This window comes from Halorussus ruber, from assembly GCF_004765785.1.
GTDB classification, from domain to species: Archaea; Halobacteriota; Halobacteria; order Halobacteriales; family Haladaptataceae; genus Halorussus; species Halorussus ruber.
This window is the reverse complement of the sequence record NZ_SBIT01000015.1, coordinates 119,872-133,163: the sequence shown is the minus strand read 5'-3', so window position 1 is coordinate 133,163 and position 13,292 is coordinate 119,872. Positions and strand designations below refer to the sequence as shown.

The following is a 13,292-nucleotide window of genomic DNA, read 5'->3' as shown; positions in this document are numbered from 1 at the left end:
ACTTTAACAAATAATTCATCACCGTAAAGCGATACAAAACCACTTCTAACAAACAATCACACACCTGTAGCTATCCGACCAGCATCAAAAGAAAAGTACCAGTTTCGGGCGGTAGAGCGACTTAGCCGAAGAGTTCGCCGAGACCCTCGCCGCTGGCGTCCTCGTCTTCGTCGTCGTCGCCTTCGTCTGCGGCTTCCTCTTCTTCCTCGCCACCTTCTTCCTCGGCGGCCTCTTCCTCGGCACCGCCCTCTGCGGCAGCGCCGCCTGCGGCGGCTCCGCCAGCGGGCACGGCCGCGGCCTGCTCGACGGCCTCGTCGATGTCGACGTCCTCCAGCGCGGCGACGAGCGCCTTGACGCGGGATTCCTCGACGTCGACGCCAGCGGCGTCGAGCACGTTGGTGAGGTTGTCTTCGTTGATCTCTTCGCCCGATTCGTTCAGGATGAGTGCAGCGTAAACGTATTCCATGGTTAGTAGTTTGGGAGTGGTTGGTTATCCGAACATCGCGCCGAGAGCGTCTCCGCCGTCGTCGCCGTCGTCGTCTTCCTCGTCGTCGGCGTCGTCGGCCTCGCTCTCGTCGGCTTCGGATTCGGTTTCTTCGTCGGTCGATTCCTCTTGGGCGGCACCTGCGGCGGGAGCCTCTACGTCACGAAGCTCCTCGGGCAGGGCCTCCTCGTCGTCGATTTGAGCAGCGAGCGCACGAACCTGCCCGTCGGCCTTGCTCACGAGGTCCGGCACGACGTCCGGACTCTCGACTTCGGCCTGGAGACCGAGGCTCTTGGCCTCGCCCTCGGCCTTCTGGATGAGCGTCGGCGTGGTCTGGGCGGTCGGGTAGACCGCGTTGACCGAGAGGTTCCGGGCGCGAGCCGCGGCGGCCTCGATGTCCGCGCGGTAGTCCTCGACGTCGATGGCGAGCTCGTCGGCCTCGAACAGGACGCCGTCGGAGTAGACGCCGCGCAGGTCCAGACCCACTTCCTTCGGCTCGATGCCGAGTTCCGCGAGGACGTTGGCCGCGTCTTCCGAGACTTCCTCGCCCTCCTCGGCGATGACGCTGTCCTCGGTGACGTGGATGGACCCCTCCATGATGCGGGCCGCCGCACCGATGGACTGGAGTTCGCCCACGAACGGACCGGGGTCGACGCCCGTGTCACCCTCGGGGATGACGATGTCGTTGGGCGCGACCTCGCCCGCGCCGATGGGCGCGGGACTCTTCGAGGCTTCGAGCTGTTTGTACAGCCCGAAGGGGTTGTCGTTCGTGCCGATGAGTCCGACTTCGCCTGAGACGTACTGGACGAGGTCTTCGACGCCCTCGTCCACCTGCTCGAGGGCGCGGACCAGCAGCGTGTTCCGGCTGATGCGGAGTTCGGCGCTCCCGTGAAGGTTGCGACGCATCGTCTGCAGCTGGCGCGACGGGATGCCCGTCACGTTGACGATGCCGACGCTGCTGTAGCCTTCGATGAGGTCGGCGATTTCGTCGACCTCCTCCTGTTTCCACTGCGGAATCGTCTCGGTCTTACGCTCGGATTCTGCCGACATTTAGGCCACCTCCACGGCCGGTCCCATCGTCGTCTTGACGTAGACGTTGTCGATGTTCAGCGGGCCCTTCTCGAGGTCGGCTTCGAGTCGGCGGAGAATCACGTCGATGTTGTCGGCGATCTCCTCCGCGTCCATGTCCTCTGCGCCGACGCGGGTGTGGAAGGTGCGTCGGTCGCCGCTCCGAAGCTGGACCGTGTTCTTCATCCGCTGGACGGTCTCGACGACGTCGTCGTCGGGCTGGAGCGGTTCGGGCATCTTACCACGCGGGCCGAGGATGGTACCGAGGTACCGACCGATGTCTTGCATCATGGACGCTTCCGCGATGAAGAAGTCGGTCTCGTCCGCGAGGTCTTTGGCCTCGTCGTCGTCGTCGCCGAGGTCTTCGAGGGCATCGCCATCGAAAACTTCGTCGGCAACGTCTTCGGCGCGAAGGGCGGTTTCGCCCTCCGCGAACACGACGATCTTCGTCTCCTGTCCGGTCCCGGACGGGAGAACGACACTTTCGTCTACGCGGTTCGACGGTTCGTTCAAATCTAGGTCGCGCAGGTTGACTGCGAGGTCCACCGTTTCGCGGAAATTCCGCTCGGGTGCATCCTCGAGTGCGCGAGAGACTGCTTGCTCTATCTCCTGATCTGCCATTGTTCACCTCCGTAGTACGCAGGACGCTCCTACGGGTCAGTGAAACAGGTTACTGCCTGCCGACGCCGTCGCGCGTCGCCAAAACGGCGGGCCGCGAGGACGTGGCACCAGACAGTACAGGCCTGTCTCGTTCCAGAAAGAAGGTCATCCGCAACTTAAACCCGTCGAAGCAACGCGACGCCGCGCCCCCGCCGTCCGCCGGTCGTGAGAGGCTCTCTCACGTGAATCGTGCCCGTGGCGGTTCGGCGAGCGACGTCGCACCGGGATGTATTAAACAGATACTTCGCGTGCGTACGCGAAAGTCGCCGCGCCGACCGCGCTCTGCGGAGACGGCGTATCGAAAGTATTCAGTACCCACCGGCGCTAGCCCTCGGTATGAGCATGGAAGGAAGCGAGTCGGTCACGCGGCGCGGATTCCTTCGGACCGCCACGGGTGCGGCCGCGACTGCGGGCGCGGCGGGGACCGCGGCGGCCAAGAGTCAGGAAGAAGGCGGCGGTGGCGGCGGAACCAAGGAAGTCGTCGTCGGTCCCGGCGGGAGCCTCGTCTTCGAGCCCGCCGAACTCGAAATCAAGCCCGGCACGACGGTCAAGTTCGTCTGGGAGTCGGACAACCACAACGTCGTCCCCGAGAGCCAACCCGACGGTGCGGGATGGGAGGGGACGAAGGGTGCCCCGAGCAAGACCTACGACACGGGTCACGAGTACAGTTACACCTTCGAGACCGAAGGCACCTACGAGTACTTCTGCCAACCCCACAAGACGGCGGGCATGGTCGGGACCATCACCGTCTCGCCGAACGCCGGTGGCGGCGGCGGCAGTAGCGCGCCCGCGATTCCGAGCAGCGCCAAGACCCTCGGTATCGCCACGACGGCCGCGATGGTATTCACGCTCGGTCTGGCCTACTTCTTCATGAAGTACGGCGGCGACTACGGTCGGGTCGAGTAGCGCTCAGCGTCGATTTTTTGCGTTTTCCGCACGTAGCGACTGCTCTCTCCTCTCTTCGCACCGCTGACTACACCGTGTCGGGCGACTCGTGGAGCGTCAACTCTACGTCCCGGCGCTGGCCTTCGAGGTCCTCGACGATGCGGGCGACCACGCGCTCGGCCTCTTTCAGCACGAGCGGTTTTACCTTGTCGATGACCCAGTCGAGCGAGACCAGTCGCGGCAAATCGAGCATGTCGGAACTCGCCGAGTCGGCGTCGAACTCGATGACGAGGTGGACCCGCGAGGCCGTCTCGCGGTCGGGAGGAGCCTCGTCGGGGACCTCCTCGACCAGCCACTCGCCGTGGGCGTGCAGGTCTTTGGTGATTCGCCACCCGATGCGCTCGTGGGGTTCGAAGTCGGTGACCTCCGACCGGACGACGTAGTTGAGTTTCCACCAACTGAGGTGGATGTCGTACTCCGTTCCGGGACCGCCCTCGCCGTGGCGCTCGACTCGGGTCAGATGCTTGGAGTAGTCGGCGTAACCCGGAAAATCCACGAGGAAGTCGTAGGCCTCCGCTGGCGGCACGTAGACGACGGTGCTGAGTTCGACGCTGTCCACGCCCGCGGATTCGGACGAACGCGGCGTAAAACTTCCGGCGGAGGGGTTTTCGGCGGTGGTGTAGCGAGTGTCGGGCTACAGGCTGTAGTCGTGGTCGCCGGTCTCGGTTTCGAGGAAGGCGGTCAGGAGGTCGATAGTCGCCGAGACGTCCTCGCCGTGGACCGTCTCGGTGACGGTGTGGAGATACCGGGTCGGCACCGAAATCGCGCCCACGGGTTTCGCGCCGTGGGTGTTCTGGAAGCCCGAGGTGTCGGTCGCGCCCGAGGGCAGGACCTCCATCTGGTGGGGCACGTCGCGCTCCTCGGCGACCGAGCGCATCCGGCGGTGGACCTTCGGCGTCGTGACGACGCTGGAGTCTTTGAGCTTTATCGCCGCGCCCTCGCCGAGTTCGGTCACGTAGTCGCCCTCGTCTTCGACGGACGGGAGGTCGTTGGCGACGGTCACGTCGAGCGCGACCGCGAGGTCCGGGTCCAAATCGACGCCGAGCGCGGGCGCGCCCCGGACGCCGAGTTCCTCCTGAACCGTCGCGCAGAAGTGGATGGTCACGTCGGGGTCCGAAACCCGCTTTGCGGCTTCGAGCATGGCGAACAGGCAGACCCTGTCGTCCAGCGCCTTGCCCGTAATCTGGTCGCCCATCTCGACGGTGGTCTGGTCCATGCTCACGAGGTCGCCGACCGCGACGCGCTCTTCGACCTCCTCGGCGGGCAGGCCGAGGTCGATGTAGACGTCCTCGACCGAGAACTCCTCGTCGTCGTCCTTGATATGGGTCGGGACGGAGCCGATGACCCCCGTGAGGTCTTCCTCCTCGGTGTGGACCGATACGCGCTGGGCGCGAAGGACGTCGGGGTCCCACCCGCCGAGGGTGTCGATTTCGAGGAAGCCCTCGTCGGTGATGTGGCGGACCATAAATCCAATCTCGTCCATGTGCGCCGCGACCACCACTTCGTAGTCGCTCGACCCCGCTACCGTCCCGACGACGTTGCCCATCGCGTCGGTGTGAACCGAATCGGCGACGCCCTCGAACTCCCGGCGGACGATGTCGCGCACTCGGTCTTCGTAGCCCGGCACCCCGCTGGTCTCTGTCAGCTCGGCCAACAAGTCGAAATCGAAGTCCATGCCAGAACGTGGCGTGTGCGCTGGCTTAAGTTCAGCTATCCGTCGTTCAGAGACAGTTTCGACCCTATAAAGAATCCAAAATATTTCTTAAACAAATATTAAGATTATCTTACGCCGGTTTCAACCGTCGCGTGCCCTCGTTACAGGCCGAACGAGAGCGCGCCCTCGGACAGTTCCCACCGTCTCACCCGCTGTTTGATAGTTCGGTTGGGCGCGTGTACTCGCTCGGCGGCCAATTCCCGACGGCGGAGGAGAGGCCTGTCGAGCGGACAGCGACGCCTTGTTCGAAGAAGGGTAGACCCTGCGCGAGCGGGCGTCTCGACGGCGATTCGGCAGTCGGCGTATAACAAAGCCCGACGCGCCGAAAACAGCGGACAGACCGACGTGTCCGGACGCTCCCGCCACGTCGATGGCTCCAAACAATGTACAACGGAAACACTGTCGGCGTCGTCGTACCGGCGTACAACGAACAGGGATTCGTCGGCGAGGTCATCGACACCGTGCCCGACTTCGTGGACCGCGTCTACGTCGTGGACGACTGCTCGACCGACGACACGTGGCAGGAGATACGCGACCACGCCGAGCGAGTCAACAGTACCGGGTCTGCAACAGAGGACGATGCCGAGGTCGACGGCGACGACGAGGAGTCCCGACCGGACGACCCCCAACCGACACTCGCGGACGGCGGTCTCGCCACCTCGAACCGAGTCGTGCCGATGCGCCACGCGACGAATCAGGGCGTCGGTGGGGCCATCAAGACCGGCTATCGCCGCGCCCGCGAGGAGGACGTGGACGTGACCGCAGTCATGGCTGGCGACGGCCAGATGGACCCGGACCTCTTGGTCCGGCTTATCGACCCGATCGTGAACGAGGGGGCCGACTACGCCAAGGGCAACCGCCTGCTCTCGCCGGAGTTCCGCGCGGATATGCCGCGGTTCCGGCTGGTCGGCAACTGGATGCTATCGGTCCTCACCAAAATTTCGAGCGGCTATTGGAACACGGGCGACCCTCAGAACGGCTATACCGCGATTTCGGGCCGCGCGCTCGACGAACTCGACATCGACAGCCTCTACGACGACTACGGCTTCGCCAACGAATTGCTGGTTCGGCTCAACTGCCACGACATGCGGGTCGCCGACGTGGCCACCCCGGCGATGTACGGCGACGAGGAGAGTACCATCGAGTATCACACCTTCATTCCGAAGGTGTCGTGGCTCCTGCTCTCGAACTTCGCCTCTCGACTCAGGACGAACCTCGCGGAACGCGGTTCGCGGGCGACCGTCGCGGCGTATCTCCTCGGCGCGGTCGGACTGGTTTCGTCGCTGGTCGCGGGGTTGGTCGCGGGTCTCGGGGCCTTCGGGGCGATGCTGGTCGGGAGCCTCCTCTTGCTCGGCGCGGCGATGTCCCTCGACCGGGCGAGCGGCGAGGAGTTGGAGATGCAGGTTACGGAGGGGGTCGAAGGGGCGTAGAGTGAAAATCTGGGTTTTCGGGAGTTTCGGTATTTGGTACACGATTTTGATTTTCTAAGAAATTTAGTTCGGTCTCTTCAGTGCGAATACGACTGTAGCCCACAGAATCCTCGTTGTAATGTTTTATTGAAGCCCCCGCCCGGTCGCGGTCGCTGTGCAGGATATTCGCGGCTCTCCGCACCGGAAGACAAACCGCGTCTTCCGAGCCATCGCCTCGCTTCGCTCGGCGAGACACCGCCCGCCGCGAATAGAGCCTACACAGCGACTAAACTGCACGCGACCGGGCGGCCCCTTCATCCCACCCAGCGGTTTCTCAGTCGAGCGTCTGCTGGCAGTTAGTCAGTTGAGCGTTCGCTGGCGGTTGGTCAGCCAGCTTTCGCTAGTCACAAGCCGCCGAAAACACCGTCGGAGGAAACAGAGATTTTGCGTCTCAGACCGTCGCGCCGCCGACCATTCGCTCGTGGGTGCGTTTGGTCGGGAGCGACTTGAGCATCGTCGAATCGGTCGCAACCCGCACCACGAGGTCGGTCAGGTTCACCTTGTCGGCCATGAACGCCTCGCGCTTTCGCGCCCACTCGTCGGCGACGCCCTCCTCGCCGAGGAGGCCGAGCGCGGTCTCTAACACCGGTTCGAACTCCCGAATGTTGTAGATGAGACCGTGCTGTTCGAGTTCCGCGAAGTTGCCCATGTCGTCCTCGCCGACGAAGGAGTTCGACCGAATCGCCGGAGTGCCGAGCAGGGCCGCCTCGGTCACCATGGTCTGGGTGTCCGCGACCAGCAGGGAGGCCTCCGCGAGGGCGTCGTGGAGGAGGGCGGGGTGCAGGTCGAAGGGTTGGGCCGGGAGGTCCGAGAAGTCCATCTCGCCGCCCTCGTCCGAGACGAAGACGGCGGCCTCCTCGGAGAGTTCCTCGACGAGTTGCTCGCGCTTCTCGGGGGTGAATCCGCCCTGTCCAACGTCGTGGTGCGACCCGAAAGCGTTGAGGCGGACGATGGCGTACTCTTCCTCCTCGCCGACGCCCAACTGGTCTCGAATGTCCGATTGAGGTTCGTACTCCTCGGGGTGGAGATAGGCGCACTCTTTGAATCCCTCGAAGACGTGGTGCTTCTCGCCGAGGTCCTTGTCGAAGGTGTGGGGCGTCAGGTAGGCGTCGGCGAAGGGCCGCGAGATGGCGTGGTCGAGGTGGGTGTTCTCCGAGTCGGTGATGAGGACGACCGGCGTGTCCGTCACCGCCCCGGCGTGGGCGGCGTAGGCACCGACCCCGAAAATCTTGTCCGGGTCGTACTCGCGGGTCTTCCGGACGATGGTGTAGTAGTGACTCGGGAGTTGGCGGGCCAGCGAGTACTTGCTGGTCGCCAACTCGCCGTAGACAACGTGAGGCAGGTCGTAGTAGTCCAGCAGGTCGAGGGTACACCCGTAGTCCCGAGCCAGCAACAGGGCGTCGTGGCCGCGGGACTCCAGTTCCTCGACCGCGTTCCGATAGAGGTGGACGTGGGCCGGTGTGTTGGTGAAGAACAGGTACTTCATGTCTCGGCTACACGTCGCGTCGGCGCGAGTATTGTTCTACGCCGCGTTCGCCCGGTTCAGCCCTCGGCAACCGACTCCTCGCCGGAGAGTACGTGGCGTCTGACCACGGGGTAAACGCTCCCTGCCGGACGAAACTCACGGGCGAAACAGTCGGGCGGGCTGTCGGTGCTGTCGCTACCGTTTCGAGAAAACCGCGACGTTCCGAAGAAGAGGCCGAGAGCGCAAAAAGCCGATTAGGAGTCTTCCTCGACGCGAACCCTCGCGGGACCGTCGAGGCGGAAGCCGGTGATTTCGCCCGAGTACCGGTAGCCGTCCTTACCGCCGACGACGTTGCCCGAAATCTGCCCGTCCGTAATCTCGTCGTTGGCCTGTATCGACCCGAGCGCGGCGCTCTTGCGGGCCTTTCCGCTGAACTCCACGACGTACTGGCTGGACACTCGCGGCGTGTCGGTCCCGTCGATGACGATTTTGTTCGGCAGGACGAGGTCGTCCACGCTGACCTGCTCGCCGCCGTAGGTGAGCGTCCACTTGCTCTCGTCCAAGTTCATCGAGACGAAGTCGCCGTTCACGAGGTACGAATCGCCGTACCCGTTGCCCGAGACGCCCGTGACCGTCATCGTGCCGTCGCCGTTGTCGGTCACGCTGTCGTTGCTTTCGGACTCCACGTCGCCCGCGGACGTCCGCTTCTGGACGCTCCCCTCGACCGTGAACTCGTAGGAGATGCTCGACGTGTTCGAGCCTGCGACGAGTTCGAGGACCGTGCCCTCGGCGTCTGCGGTCCCGGATTCCTCGGTCGTCTGGTCGCTACCGGACGCGCTGGAGGTGCCGGAGGCGGCCTCCTCGGCGGTCATGGGGACGCCTTCGGGGACGCGGTCGGCGTTCGCATTCGACCCCCAGCGAGTGTTGGTCGAGGAAATTGTGGGGTCGCCTGCGCGGTTGTCCTGCTCAACGGCGGGACCCTCGATGTCGGAGTCCTTGACTTCGACCGGACCCCACCACGCCCAGACGCCGCGGGAGTTCTTCGCGCCGGGGCTGGAACAGCCGACGTCGCAGGCCCGCGTCGAACCGGTGCGGACCACGCAGTTCTCGACGTGGCAGGTCCGGCCGTCGCGGGAGCCGACCCGGATGTTCGAGATGTTGTTGCTGTTGAAGAAGCTGTCGTAGACGTTGACGACGCCGCCGTGCGCTCCGGCGTAGTCGTAGCCGGGGTCCGTGCCGTACAGTCCGTTGTCGATGAAATGCTGGATGTTGACGTTTCGGAAGTTGAGCGTGCCGTAATGGTCGGGACCGTTGACCCAGATGCCGCCCTTGCCGGTGCCCTCGGTCTGCCCGTCGCCCATGTAGAGGTTCTCGACCAGCGCGGTGCCGCCCTCCGAGACCGCGGGCGTGAACAGGTAGTGCCCGCCGGGGTGATTACCCTTGAAGGCGACGTTCCGGACCGTCCAGCCGTCGCCGTTCGCGTAAATCTTGGCCGACGCGCCGTCGGCGGTCATGTCGATGAGGAGGTTTTCGAGCGTCTCGCCGCTCCCGACGCTGAAGGTTCGGGTCTCGCCCGCAGGGACCGTAACTGTCCGGTAGTCCGCCGCGTTCGCCGTCTGACTCGCCACCGAGCCGACGCCGAGTGCGGCGGCGACCCCCGCTCCGGCGACTCCCAAGAAGGACCGCCGGTCTACTGCTCGTCGTTCGTCGTGTTCGCGTGCCGTCTTGTCGCGTGCCATTGCAGTTTCAAGGCGAGGTTACTATATTACAAGCTTTGCGGTTTCGCTTCAATGGGTGCTTTACGATTTATGTTCTGGACAACTCCGCTCGTTGCTGGCGGTTAGAGGGACTTTCGGTTCCGCTTCCGAAACTGACGAGTCGGGGTCCGTAGACCGCGTGACGGGGCTTTCAACCGGAGGTTAACCCCGGATCGAGTGTGGTAATCCACTCATACTGGGCGCGGTGAGGCGGTTGTCGGGGACCGACGAGTAAGAAACCGTCAACGAGTTCTGTGTTGTTCCGGAACGCTTTTGGCCGCAACGCGATACAACATCTGACATGGCAGACGAAGAAACCGAGGCCGAACTCCGCGAGCAGTTCACCGAAGCGTTCGAAGGCGCAGACTACCCCGTGAGCAACCCGATGGACCTCGTCCCCGCGCTCCCCGACGGACCGGGCACGCGCTTCGAGGCGGGCGACGTGAGCTTCACCGCGATGGAGCTTTCGACCAAACTCTCGGGCGTGCAGGACTTCCCGTACGACGACGTCGAGACCCTCGTGGACGACCTCCTCGAAGGGCTGAAAGAGAAGGATATGCTGTAACTACTCTTCGTCTTCTTCTTCCTCTTCGTCGGGAAGCGCGACCAGCAGTACTTCCCAGACGTCGTACTGTTCGTTGAAGTGACTGTCGAGTACCCGGTCGTTCTCGCCGATGGGAATCGGCTGTTGGGGATGGGACACTTCGAGCCACGTCACCGTCGGTTCGGTGATGTCAATCTCGGCGATGTCGTCGGGTCGCTGTCCGGATTCGGTCGGCGCTCCCATGCTACTCCCCTGTTCCGGGCTTCGCTCGCCCGGACCTGTCGGTGTTCCTTGACGTTCCACGGTAATCTCCCCGACACCCCGTACCACACGATTGTATAAAACCTTGCTGGCGACGTGACTCCGGAAGCGACAAGTCCCGACCGTACTAACCTCCGACGATGAGACGCCCGACTGTCCGGACGCTCTTGCCTACGACCACGGGCTTGCTGCTCGCGGCCTCGAGCATCTTGCTCCTCTCGGGACAGGCGCTCGCTCACGGCGGCGGCCTCCGCGCGGCCGCGGGGTCACTCTCCGTTCCGACGTGGCTTTTCCTGCTGACCGGCGGGGGCGTCGTCGGGGCCTCCTTCCTGCTGGCGAGTTTCGTCACCGACCGAGCCTTCATTCGGGCGGTCCATCGCTGGCGGCGCGTCGCCAGCGCGCCCCTCGACGGGGTGACGACGCTAACTCGCCTCCTCTCGGTGATTGCCTTGGCTGGCGTCGTGGCTATCGGCTTCCTCGGCCCCGAGGAGATGTTCCGAAACGCCGCGATTCTGACGGTCTGGGTCGGCTGGTGGGCCGGATACGTCGCCACGGTCTACCTCGTCGGCAACAGCTGGCCCGCGCTGAACCCGTGGCGCGCGCTCGCCGAGTGGCTCCCCTCGCTCGACCGGAAGTACCCCGAGGAGTTCGGCGCGTGGCCGAGCGTGGTCGGCCTCCTCGTGCTGGTGTGGCTCGAAGTCGTGAGTCCGCTGGCCGACGACCCGCGACTGCTGGCGTGGGTCGTGGTCGGCTACTCTGCGGTGACGCTGGCGGGCGCGCTGGTCTTCGGTCCCGAGTCGTGGTTCGGGCGGGCCGACCCCGTCGCGCGACTCTTCCGGTACTACGGCGCGGTCGCGCCGATTCAGCGCGGCGAGGACGGACTGGCAGTCCGACCGCCGGGCGCGGCGCTGACCGACGCGGGCCTCGCCGACGGCCGCGACGAGGTCGCCTTCGTGGTGGCGATTCTCTGGGTGACGACCTACGACGGCTTCGTCGGGACGCCGTTCTGGGCGGACGCGGCGAACTGGCTGGTCGGCGTCGGCCTGCCCGCGGTCCTCCTCTACCCGCTGGCGATGCTCGCGGGCTACGGCCTCTTTCTGGGGGCCTACTGGCTCGCGTCCGGATACTCCCGCAAGACCGCCGAGACGTACCTCACCCCGGAGGCCATCGCAAAGCGATTCGCGCCGTCGCTGCTGCCCATCGCGGCGGGCTACCACCTCGCGCACTTTCTGGGCCTGTTCGTCTCGCTGTCGCCCGCGCTGGTCGCCGCGCTGTCGAACCCGTTGAGTCCGCCCATCAATCCCTCGGTCGTCGTCCTGCCGGGGTGGTTCGGGATGCTCGCGGTCGCGTTCGTCCTGCTGGGCCACCTGCTCGCGGTCTGGGTCGCCCACGCCAGCGCCTACGACGTGTTCCCGGGTCGCTTGCAGGCGGTCCGGAGCCAGTACCCCTTCGTGGTCGTGATGGTGCTGTACACCATGACGAGCCTCTGGATAGTGTCCGCACCGAGTGCGACGCCTCCATTCGTCTGACATGAGCGAAATCACCCCCGCCTACGATACGGACGTGCCGCCGGACGAATCGCCCGTCGAGTGCCCCTACTGTGAGCGCCCGCTGGAGTCCGCGGAGTTGCTGGTCCTCCACGAGGGCATCGAACACTGGGAGCGCCTCGACGACGACCGCCGCGAGGAGTTCCGCGAGACGTATCAGGACGAGAGCGACGACCTCCGGACCTTCCGCCTCAAGATGCTCGGCCTGCTCGTGGTGGTCTACTTCGCCTTCCTGTTCGTCTACTCGATTTACACGAACGACCCCCTCAGCGCCGCCACGCTCGTCGGATTCGGCGCGGACGCGCTCGGCTAACCAGCCTACAGAATGCGCTCGGCTAACTAGACCCCCGGACGCGCCGCGAGCGCGTTCATGCGCGAGCAAGCGGGGAGGCACGGGGCGCGGTTGCGGTGCGGAACTGTCGCGGCGCGGTTGCGGTGCGGAACTGTCGCGGCGCGGTTGCGGTGCGGAACTGTCGCGGCGCGGTTGCGGTAGCGGTAGCAAACTACCGCGCACGTCCCCGACCAACGAATCTTCTCCCTCGAAAATTTCCCACTCGTTCCGGAAGTATCGCGCCGGTTTCGGAGCGGTGGCCTTTAGTCGGACGCTTCCCGAAAGAGTAGTATGGACGAACAACCCGGACTGAGTGACGAATATCGCAAGGCGAGTCCGTGGCCGCTGTTCGTCGCGTTCGGACTCGCCATCTTCGAGATCGGCATCGTGTGGCCACTGTTCCCCGTCGCGGTCGGCGGACTCCTCCTGTTCGCCGGAAGCGTCGTCGGCATCCTGCGCGAATCGGGCTACATCGCCGACCCGTGGAAGGGACTGGTCACGGCGTCGGTCCTCTGTCTCGCCATCGGCGCGCTCATCTCGTACACCACGGGCGGGTCGGTCCAACTCCGCGGCCTCGCTATCCTCGCGGGCGGGATTATTCTCCTCGCAAGCGGCGTCTTCGGCTCGTTCTGGCAGCCAGACACCGTTTGAGTCGGATATAGATTGCTTTAAACATTGCTTTTATTTCTCTGACGTGGGTGGAGTTGTCCTCCGTCGGGGAATGCCCTCGTGAGCGCCGGTCGGAGGAAATCGGCAACCTATATGAGGTCCCCGTGGGAAGCGCCCCACATGGCAACCCCCATCTTCGAACGGGAGACGTGGCTCGACATCTCGGTCAACATCATCCCCCTGTTCATCATCGGGTTCTTCGTCGCGCTGTTCGCGGTCGCATCGCCATGGGCAATCGAAGGGCTAGTCTCCGCAGTCGGATTCGCCCTGCTGGTCGTCCCCTTCGTCCTGTTGGCGTACCTGACCTACGTCGCGGCCAGCCTCATCGAGGACGCCGAGTCGGAGTAACGACGACCGTCGGTCGCTGACCCTATCGAG

15 protein-coding genes are annotated in these 13,292 nt (G+C 64.6%); 7 read left to right on the top strand and 8 right to left on the bottom strand.

What is annotated here, in order from left to right:
• Nucleotides 1–121: 121 nt before the first annotated feature.
• The 3 genes from rpl12p to EPL01_RS18245 are packed head-to-tail and all read right to left on the bottom strand — an operon-like array spanning nucleotide 122 to nucleotide 2,173.
• Entirely contained in the window at nucleotides 122–466 is a 345-nt protein-coding gene (gene rpl12p / locus EPL01_RS18255) for a 50S ribosomal protein P1 (protein ID WP_135826713.1), read from the bottom strand.
• 24 nt (nucleotides 467–490) lie between these two features.
• The gene (locus tag EPL01_RS18250) at nucleotides 491–1,534 is read right to left on the bottom strand and encodes a 50S ribosomal protein L10 (RefSeq protein ID WP_135826712.1); all 1,044 of its coding nucleotides are present in this window, start codon (nucleotides 1,532–1,534) and stop codon (nucleotides 491–493) included.
• Entirely contained in the window at nucleotides 1,535–2,173 is a 639-nt protein-coding gene (locus tag EPL01_RS18245) for a 50S ribosomal protein L1 (RefSeq protein WP_135826711.1), read from the bottom strand.
• Between the two features lie 375 nt (nucleotides 2,174–2,548).
• Here EPL01_RS18245 and EPL01_RS18240 point away from each other — a divergent pair, with 375 nt between their 5' ends.
• Complete coding sequence (locus tag EPL01_RS18240; RefSeq protein WP_246045748.1) at nucleotides 2,549–3,118, top strand: plastocyanin/azurin family copper-binding protein; 570 nt, start codon at nucleotides 2,549–2,551, stop codon at nucleotides 3,116–3,118.
• A 67-nt stretch (nucleotides 3,119–3,185) separates the two neighbouring features.
• On the opposite strand, the gene EPL01_RS18235 is transcribed toward EPL01_RS18240, so the two are convergent.
• Nucleotides 3,186–3,716 (bottom strand): SRPBCC family protein, encoded by a 531-nt coding sequence (locus tag EPL01_RS18235; protein WP_135826710.1) that lies wholly within the window; start codon nucleotides 3,714–3,716, stop codon nucleotides 3,186–3,188.
• A gap of 75 nt (nucleotides 3,717–3,791) precedes the next feature.
• On the bottom strand, nucleotides 3,792–4,832 hold the full coding sequence (locus EPL01_RS18230; protein ID WP_135826709.1) for a M42 family metallopeptidase: 1,041 nt from the start codon (nucleotides 4,830–4,832) through the stop codon (nucleotides 3,792–3,794).
• A 422-nt stretch (nucleotides 4,833–5,254) separates the two neighbouring features.
• Between EPL01_RS18230 and EPL01_RS18225 the strand changes: the two genes are divergently transcribed.
• Nucleotides 5,255–6,301 carry a glycosyltransferase family 2 protein gene (locus EPL01_RS18225; RefSeq protein ID WP_135826708.1) on the top strand — a complete coding sequence of 349 codons (1,047 nt, stop codon included), beginning with the start codon at nucleotides 5,255–5,257 and terminating at the stop codon, nucleotides 6,299–6,301.
• A gap of 430 nt (nucleotides 6,302–6,731) precedes the next feature.
• Here EPL01_RS18225 and EPL01_RS18220 read toward each other — a convergent pair whose 3' ends face one another.
• Together EPL01_RS18220 and EPL01_RS18215 are read right to left on the bottom strand one after the other, a co-directional pair.
• Entirely contained in the window at nucleotides 6,732–7,826 is a 1,095-nt protein-coding gene (locus EPL01_RS18220; RefSeq protein ID WP_135826707.1) for a DUF354 domain-containing protein, read from the bottom strand.
• A gap of 233 nt (nucleotides 7,827–8,059) precedes the next feature.
• A complete protein-coding gene (locus EPL01_RS18215) occupies nucleotides 8,060–9,544 on the bottom strand; it encodes a hypothetical protein (RefSeq protein ID WP_135826706.1) in 1,485 nt (494 codons plus the stop codon).
• Between the two features lie 319 nt (nucleotides 9,545–9,863).
• Here EPL01_RS18215 and EPL01_RS18210 point away from each other — a divergent pair, with 319 nt between their 5' ends.
• On the top strand, nucleotides 9,864–10,127 hold the full coding sequence (locus EPL01_RS18210) for an MTH865 family protein (RefSeq protein WP_135826705.1): 264 nt from the start codon (nucleotides 9,864–9,866) through the stop codon (nucleotides 10,125–10,127).
• Here EPL01_RS18210 and EPL01_RS18205 read toward each other — a convergent pair whose 3' ends face one another.
• A complete protein-coding gene (locus tag EPL01_RS18205) occupies nucleotides 10,128–10,349 on the bottom strand; it encodes a hypothetical protein (protein WP_135826704.1) in 222 nt (73 codons plus the stop codon).
• A gap of 158 nt (nucleotides 10,350–10,507) precedes the next feature.
• Here EPL01_RS18205 and EPL01_RS18200 point away from each other — a divergent pair, with 158 nt between their 5' ends.
• The 4 genes from EPL01_RS18200 (at nucleotide 10,508) to EPL01_RS18185 (ending at nucleotide 13,262) form a co-directional block, all read left to right on the top strand.
• Complete coding sequence (locus EPL01_RS18200) at nucleotides 10,508–11,896, top strand: hypothetical protein (protein ID WP_246045747.1); 1,389 nt, start codon at nucleotides 10,508–10,510, stop codon at nucleotides 11,894–11,896.
• A gap of 1 nt (nucleotide 11,897) precedes the next feature.
• Nucleotides 11,898–12,227: a C2H2-type zinc finger protein gene (locus EPL01_RS18195; protein ID WP_135826703.1), complete on the top strand. Its 330-nt coding sequence runs from the start codon at nucleotides 11,898–11,900 to the stop codon at nucleotides 12,225–12,227.
• 309 nt (nucleotides 12,228–12,536) lie between these two features.
• Nucleotides 12,537–12,896, top strand: coding sequence for a DUF7541 family protein (locus EPL01_RS18190; protein WP_135826702.1), 360 nt, complete (start codon nucleotides 12,537–12,539; stop codon nucleotides 12,894–12,896).
• A gap of 138 nt (nucleotides 12,897–13,034) precedes the next feature.
• Complete coding sequence (locus tag EPL01_RS18185) at nucleotides 13,035–13,262, top strand: DUF6684 family protein (RefSeq protein WP_135826701.1); 228 nt, start codon at nucleotides 13,035–13,037, stop codon at nucleotides 13,260–13,262.
• The last annotated feature ends 30 nt before the right edge of the window (nucleotides 13,263–13,292 follow it).

What these genes read in the sequence shown, in the direction of transcription:
- rpl12p (WP_135826713.1), bottom strand. Translation starts at nt 466, where the DNA reads ATGGAATACGTTTACGCTGCACTCATCCTGAACGAATCGGGCGAAGAG.
- EPL01_RS18250 (WP_135826712.1), bottom strand. Translation starts at nt 1,534, where the DNA reads ATGTCGGCAGAATCCGAGCGTAAGACCGAGACGATTCCGCAGTGGAAA.
- EPL01_RS18245 (WP_135826711.1), bottom strand. Translation starts at nt 2,173, where the DNA reads ATGGCAGATCAGGAGATAGAGCAAGCAGTCTCTCGCGCACTCGAGGAT.
- EPL01_RS18240 (WP_246045748.1), top strand. Translation starts at nt 2,549, where the DNA reads ATGAGCATGGAAGGAAGCGAGTCGGTCACGCGGCGCGGATTCCTTCGG.
- EPL01_RS18230 (WP_135826709.1), bottom strand. Translation starts at nt 4,832, where the DNA reads ATGGACTTCGATTTCGACTTGTTGGCCGAGCTGACAGAGACCAGCGGG.
- EPL01_RS18225 (WP_135826708.1), top strand. Translation starts at nt 5,255, where the DNA reads ATGTACAACGGAAACACTGTCGGCGTCGTCGTACCGGCGTACAACGAA.
- EPL01_RS18220 (WP_135826707.1), bottom strand. Translation starts at nt 7,826, where the DNA reads ATGAAGTACCTGTTCTTCACCAACACACCGGCCCACGTCCACCTCTAT.
- EPL01_RS18215 (WP_135826706.1), bottom strand. Translation starts at nt 9,544, where the DNA reads ATGGCACGCGACAAGACGGCACGCGAACACGACGAACGACGAGCAGTA.
- EPL01_RS18210 (WP_135826705.1), top strand. Translation starts at nt 9,864, where the DNA reads ATGGCAGACGAAGAAACCGAGGCCGAACTCCGCGAGCAGTTCACCGAA.
- EPL01_RS18205 (WP_135826704.1), bottom strand. Translation starts at nt 10,349, where the DNA reads ATGGGAGCGCCGACCGAATCCGGACAGCGACCCGACGACATCGCCGAG.
- EPL01_RS18200 (WP_246045747.1), top strand. Translation starts at nt 10,508, where the DNA reads ATGAGACGCCCGACTGTCCGGACGCTCTTGCCTACGACCACGGGCTTG.
- EPL01_RS18195 (WP_135826703.1), top strand. Translation starts at nt 11,898, where the DNA reads ATGAGCGAAATCACCCCCGCCTACGATACGGACGTGCCGCCGGACGAA.
- EPL01_RS18190 (WP_135826702.1), top strand. Translation starts at nt 12,537, where the DNA reads ATGGACGAACAACCCGGACTGAGTGACGAATATCGCAAGGCGAGTCCG.
- EPL01_RS18185 (WP_135826701.1), top strand. Translation starts at nt 13,035, where the DNA reads ATGGCAACCCCCATCTTCGAACGGGAGACGTGGCTCGACATCTCGGTC.